This window comes from Salinicola peritrichatus (genome assembly GCF_003206715.1).
Taxonomy (GTDB): Bacteria; Pseudomonadota; Gammaproteobacteria; order Pseudomonadales; family Halomonadaceae; genus Salinicola; species Salinicola peritrichatus.
Genome location: NZ_PZJU01000082.1, coordinates 1 through 5,415, shown reverse-complemented (window position 1 = coordinate 5,415; position 5,415 = coordinate 1). Strand labels below are relative to the sequence as shown.

Annotated in this window: 7 protein-coding genes and 1 pseudogene; 2 read left to right on the top strand and 6 right to left on the bottom strand. The window is 58.0% G+C overall.

Annotated elements, in window-relative coordinates; genetic code table 11:
* Positions 1-413: 413 nt before the first annotated feature.
* Positions 414-797: a nuclear transport factor 2 family protein gene (locus tag DOM57_RS20990; protein WP_110651620.1), complete on the bottom strand. Its 384-nt coding sequence runs from the start codon at positions 795-797 to the stop codon at positions 414-416.
* Between the two features lie 62 nt (positions 798-859).
* On the opposite strand from DOM57_RS20990, the gene DOM57_RS20985 reads away from it, so the two are divergent.
* Complete coding sequence (locus DOM57_RS20985; RefSeq protein ID WP_239496365.1) at positions 860-1,297, top strand: BrnT family toxin; 438 nt, start codon at positions 860-862, stop codon at positions 1,295-1,297.
* Positions 1,272-1,544, top strand: a complete 273-nt coding sequence (locus DOM57_RS20980; protein WP_110651616.1) for a BrnA antitoxin family protein — start codon at positions 1,272-1,274, stop codon at positions 1,542-1,544. Before DOM57_RS20985 ends, DOM57_RS20980 begins: the two co-directional genes overlap by 26 nt.
* Positions 1,545-1,572: 28 nt before the next feature.
* Here the strand turns inward: DOM57_RS20980 and DOM57_RS20975 are convergent, their stop codons facing one another.
* From DOM57_RS20975 to DOM57_RS20955, 5 genes and pseudogenes are all read right to left on the bottom strand, one after another.
* The gene (locus tag DOM57_RS20975; RefSeq protein WP_275425993.1) at positions 1,573-1,815 is read right to left on the bottom strand and encodes a MerR family DNA-binding protein; all 243 of its coding nucleotides are present in this window, start codon (positions 1,813-1,815) and stop codon (positions 1,573-1,575) included.
* A gap of 7 nt (positions 1,816-1,822) precedes the next feature.
* Positions 1,823-2,983, bottom strand: coding sequence for an alpha-hydroxy acid oxidase (locus tag DOM57_RS20970; RefSeq protein ID WP_110651612.1), 1,161 nt, complete (start codon positions 2,981-2,983; stop codon positions 1,823-1,825).
* A 2-nt stretch (positions 2,984-2,985) separates the two neighbouring features.
* Positions 2,986-4,155 carry an alpha-hydroxy acid oxidase gene (locus tag DOM57_RS20965; RefSeq protein WP_110651610.1) on the bottom strand — a complete coding sequence of 390 codons (1,170 nt, stop codon included), beginning with the start codon at positions 4,153-4,155 and terminating at the stop codon, positions 2,986-2,988.
* 42 nt (positions 4,156-4,197) lie between these two features.
* Positions 4,198-5,097 carry a dihydrodipicolinate synthase family protein gene (locus tag DOM57_RS20960; RefSeq protein ID WP_239496364.1) on the bottom strand — a complete coding sequence of 300 codons (900 nt, stop codon included), beginning with the start codon at positions 5,095-5,097 and terminating at the stop codon, positions 4,198-4,200.
* A gap of 49 nt (positions 5,098-5,146) precedes the next feature.
* Positions 5,147-5,415: pseudogene (locus tag DOM57_RS20955) on the bottom strand (tripartite tricarboxylate transporter permease); the annotation flags it as partial.

Below are 5,415 nucleotides of genomic sequence, written 5' to 3'. Positions count from 1 at the left end.
ACTTGACCACTACACAACAATCAGAATAATTAGGCGTACTTTGCAGAATTCGCGTGCTCGCGCATTTTGCTCGGCCCAATACAGCTGTGCATAGATACAGTCATGTGATGGAGGGCCGTTCGGTTGCCTTCTGGAGAAATCCGCCACGCTACCGCCCGCCATGCAGTGTAATGATCTCCATCATCCCTGCGCGGCTGTCCCTGTGAGCTTCTGACTATGTAAGCCATCTCTTGAGTTTATCTGTTCACAGTAACCAAGCGTTACATTAGAAACAACGCCACGAAAGCATTAATCAACGGTGGCTTGAGGGGCCGGCGCTGTTGCGTCAGAAGCCGAAGATCATTCAGGAAGTAGGAGGGTCACCGACCGCTTGCCGTCACGAGAACGGCCAGATTGAAGCGCTATGCAGGTACTCAATACATCGGATTTCCGTTTTTGGTTTCATCTGGAATTCTTTGAATGGAATCCCAGTGTTCTACGATCTTGCCGTTGTCGTCGAAACGGAAAAAATCCATCGTGACGTATTCATCGCCGTCGGGCCAGCTCTGGTGCGTGTGTAGAGAGACTAGATCGGCTTCGGCCACCACGCGCACGAACTCGATTTCTTTCCCGGGATACTGTTCAGCCATTGCCGTGAAGTAGTCGATGAGCGCTTGCTTTCCATTACCCAATACCGGGTTGTGCTGGATGTAATCGGCGCCGACGTACGTCTCGACGGCAAGGGTAGGATCACCGAGATAGGCCGTGCGATAGAAGGCGATCGCATTGTGCTTGTTGGCTTCCAGGTCATGTTGCATGCCGTGGCTCCGTACAGATTGACCATCATCATGCCGAATCTCTAACAGCGGTTAGCATAGCCATGTTGCTGAGCCTCGGCCTGATCAATCATGACTCAAGGCGCGTGCCGCCGATGGGCTGCGCGTTCCTGCCGCAACGCCCTGGGGCTCCGCTTGCATGCCATGTATATTATGGCAATATACAAAATATGATCGATTTGGCGCAGATAACCGGCTTCGACTGGGACGAGGGCAATGCCCGCAAAAGTGCGGACAAGCACGGCGTGCGCCAATCCGAAGCGGAACAAGTGTTTTTCAATCAGCCTCTGCTGCTGGTCGAAGACACCAGGCACAGCCAAGACGAACCTCGATATCATGCCCTCGGCATCACGGACGACCATCGGCAGCTACACATCACGTTCACCTTACGCGCGGCCGGTACGCTGATCCGAGTTATCTCGGCCAGAGCCATGCACCGTAAGGAGAGGAGTATTTATGAGCAAAACCAAGACGACGCCTGAGTTCAAGAGTGAAGCGGAAGAGCGCGCGTTCTGGGAAAGCCATGACTCCACGGACTATGTGGACTGGAACCAGGCTAAGCGTGCCGCGTTCCCCAACCTGAAGCCATCGACCAAGACAATCTCTTTGAGGCTGCCGGAATCGTTGCTAGATCGCATCAAGATCGAGGCCAACAAGCGAGATATGCCGTATCAATCGCTGATCAAGGTCTGGTTGGCTGACGATGTCGAGGAAAATCGTCGATCCTGACGACAGGGATTGCTGAGGTAATCTCTGGTCAAGAACGCGTTTCCGCCGCCCTCAACTCCCCCAACGCACCTTTGCACCGTTCTTCGACCTGATCCAGCTCGCGCTGCATGACGCGGAGGTCTTCGAGCTGGCGTTCGAGGTTGGCGCGTTTGTCGGCGAGGATCTCGAGCAGGCGTTCGAGTTGGCGGACGCTGCCGTCGTGGCGGGTGTCGTAGAGATCCAGTACCTCGCGGATCTCAATCAGCGAGAAGCCGGGACGTTTGCCGCGCAGGGCGAGCTCACCGATTCGGCCGCATGAGCGCCATGTCCATGTCTTGTATCCGGTAGATACCGAGCAGTGCCATGTCCCGCTGTACTTCTTCCTTCATCAACTGGATCGCATGTTTCACACCTGCCTCGCCGGCGTAGGAAGCGGCGTAATTGAACGGCCGGCCGATGAACACGAAGCTGGCCCCCAGCGCTAGCGCCTTGAGGACATCGGTGCCGCGCCGAAAGCCGCTGTCGATCATGACCGGCAGGCCCTCGACCGCCGCCACGACTTCGGGCAGGGCACGCAGCGCGGCGATGGTGCCATCCAGTTGGCGCCCTCCATGGTTGGAGACGATGATGCCGTCGGTGCCCAAGTCCCGCGCCTGCCGGGCATCTTCAGGATTCACGATGCCTTTGACGATCAGCTTCCCCGACCAGACCTGGCGAACTTTTTCCAGGTAATCCCAGTTCAAATGGCTGCGCCCCGAAAAGTCACGGTTGACGTTTCTGGCGATGACCGCGATGCCTCGCGTGGCGTAGTTGTTCTCGAAATGGGGGATGCCGTGGTTGACCAGCGTGCGCAGGAATGTGCCGAACAGCCAGCGCGGCTTGATCAGCCCGTCGAAAGCCAGCCTCGGGCTAGGTCGCAGCGGGGAAGAGAAGCCGGAACGTTTGTAGTTGTCGCTGTTGGGCGGGACCGGGTAATCCACGGTAATCACCAGCTTGGTGAAACCCGCGCGCTCGACCCGCTCTATCAACGCTTCGATGCTCGGCAGATCCCCCGGCAGATAGGCCTGGAACCAGTCGGTGCCCGTGGGACCGGCGACCTCTTCCATGGGAATCAGCGACGTGCCGCTGAGGATCATCGGTATGCCGGCGGCCTTGGCGGCGCGAGCCTGTACGATATCCCCGCGGTAGGCCGAAAGCGCGCTGAGACCCATGGGTGCGATACCGAACGGTGCGGCATGTCTTTCGCCGAACAGCTCGGTCTCGAGCGAGATTTGTGAAACGTTGACCAGGGCTCGCGGCATGAAACAGTAGTCGTCGAAGGCATTGCGGTTGGCGTCGAACGTCTTGCGGTCTTCCGCCGCATTCGAGACATAGCCGAAAACCGGGCGAGGCAGGTGCCGCCACGCGGCGCGTTCGAAATCGTCGAGGTTGTGGATGCGGCCAAGCCGCCGGGATGACATGGTCACGCATACTCCTTGCAAACATCGTACAGACGGCTTTCATCCATATCTTCGATGGTCGTGATGCCCAGCAATGCCATGTTTCGCCTGATTTCCTCGCCGATCAATCGGATGCCATGGGAAACACCCGCTTCTCCCGCACATGCCGCAGCATAATTGAAGGGCCGGCCGATGAAGACGAACTTCGCCCCCAGGGCCAGTGCCGTGAGCACATCGGTACCGCGCCTGAAGCCGCTGTCGACCATGACCGGCATGTCACCGACGGCTTCGACGACACTGGGCAACACGCTCAAGGGCGAAACGGCGCCATCGATCTGCCGCCCGCCATGGTTGGAGAGGATGACGCCATCGACTCCGGCGCTCCTGGCCTGTATCGCGTCGTCGACGTGGAGGATCCCCTTGATGACGATGCGGCCTTTCCAGCGCTCGCGAATCGCCTCGACGTGACGCCAACTGAAATGGCTTCTGCCCGAGAAGTCCCTGTTGACGTTCTTGGAGAGGACAGGAATGCCCCGCGTGACGTAGTGATTCTCGAAGTGGGGAACGCCATGCTTGTGAAGGGTCTTCAGCCAGGTTCCGAACAGCCAGGCCGGATGGCTAACCCCTTGCCATGCCAAGCTCAGGTTCGGCCTCAACGGTGACGTGAAGCCCTGCCGCTTGTAGTTCTCCTTGCTGGGCGAGGTCGGATGATCCACCGTGATGACCAGGTTCTCGAACCCCGCGCCGCCGACCCTGTCGAGCAACGCCCACATCTTGTCCATGTCGCCCGGCAGGTAGGCCTGGAACCACTTGCCTCCCGCCGCCGCCACCTCCTCCAGGGGAATCAGCGACGAGCCGCTCATGATCATGGGCACGTTGTGCTGGCTGGCCGCACGCGCCAGCACGATGTCTCCCCGATACGTGGAGAGCGCACTGATACCCATCGGCGCGATGCCCACCGGAGCCGCATAGTCCGTACCAAAGAGGGTAGTCCTGGTGGAGACATGGGACACGTCGATCAGTGCACGATGCACGAAACGGTACCGATCGAACGCATCGCGGTTATAACGCATGCTGCGTTCTCTTTCCGCCCCCCGTTGGATGTAACCGAAAATGGGCTTCGGCAGATGGCGGCGCGCCCTGCTCTCGAAGTCTTCGAGACACAATATCGACGACAGTTTGTTCTCTTTCATGATTCACCTTGCGTACGAAAACGGCATGACATCAGTGCCGAGCTACATGGAAAAACCCGATGCCTTCAACGCTTCCATGAGCGACTGGCGTTGTTTCTCGGCAAGGTTCACCAGCGGCGGACGCAAGATTTTCCAGACATCGTCGTTGCGATGATGGGCAATGATCTCCTTCAGGGCGGGAATCACGGGAACGCTCTCCAGAATATCCCGAATGTCGTTCAATGCCGCCTGCCGTTCGTCGGCATCGTCTTGCTGCCAACGAGCGGCGAGTTCGGAAATGGCCTTCGGGTTGACATTGGCAGTAGCACTGATACAGCCCGACCCACCCGCGCGCAGCGTCGGCAGCAGAAAGCGCTCGCTCCCCGCGTACACACGGAACCCCGTGCCAGCGAATGCATCGATGACCGCCCGGGTATTGCTCCAGTCCCCGGAACTATCCTTGATACCGGCGATGTTGTCGGGATAAGCCTTCAGCAACCTTTCGATCAGCGACACGCTGATCGGTACCTGGGAAACGGGCGGTATGTGATAGAGAAAGATACGTAATGCATCGCTGCCCACCCGCTCCACGATCTCGGAAAAGTAGCCATACAGGCCCTCTTCGGAAACGCCCTTGTAGTAGAAGGGGGGCAACATCAAGACGTTGTTAATTCCCACACCCATGGCATGCCGAGTCAACGCCACGGCGTCGGGAATCGCGCAACTTCCTGTGCCGGGCATCATGCATTCCCGCGGTAGATTCGCCTCGCCAAGACAATCCAGAAGCTGCATCTTTTCCGCTACCGACATCGAGTTGGCTTCGGAATTCGTACCGAAGATCGCCAATCCCACGCCATTGTCCAGCAGCCAGCGGCAATGAGACAGGAAACGCTCCGAATCCGGGGTCAGGTCCGAATCGAAGGGCGTCACGACAGGGGCCCATGTGGAAAGCAATTGCGGCATCATTTCGCTCCTTGATGGAAATGTGAAAGCGAGTTCGGAAAGGCAGGCTTCAACTCGTTGGACTCGATGTGCTGCCTTTTCTGTAGAGTTTCTTCGCTTTCTTGATCAGTAATGGAAGGAAAATGACCAGCCCGGTCAGAATCATCAATGACAGCGAAATGGGTCGGTTGAAGAACGTATCCACTCCACCCTGGGATATGATCAAAGCCCTTCTAATACCTTTTTCGAGCATGGGACCCAGCACCAGGCCGAGAATGAGCGGGACGGGAGGATAGTCCAGCTTGACCAGCACATAACCGACGACACCGTGAGGTGGTC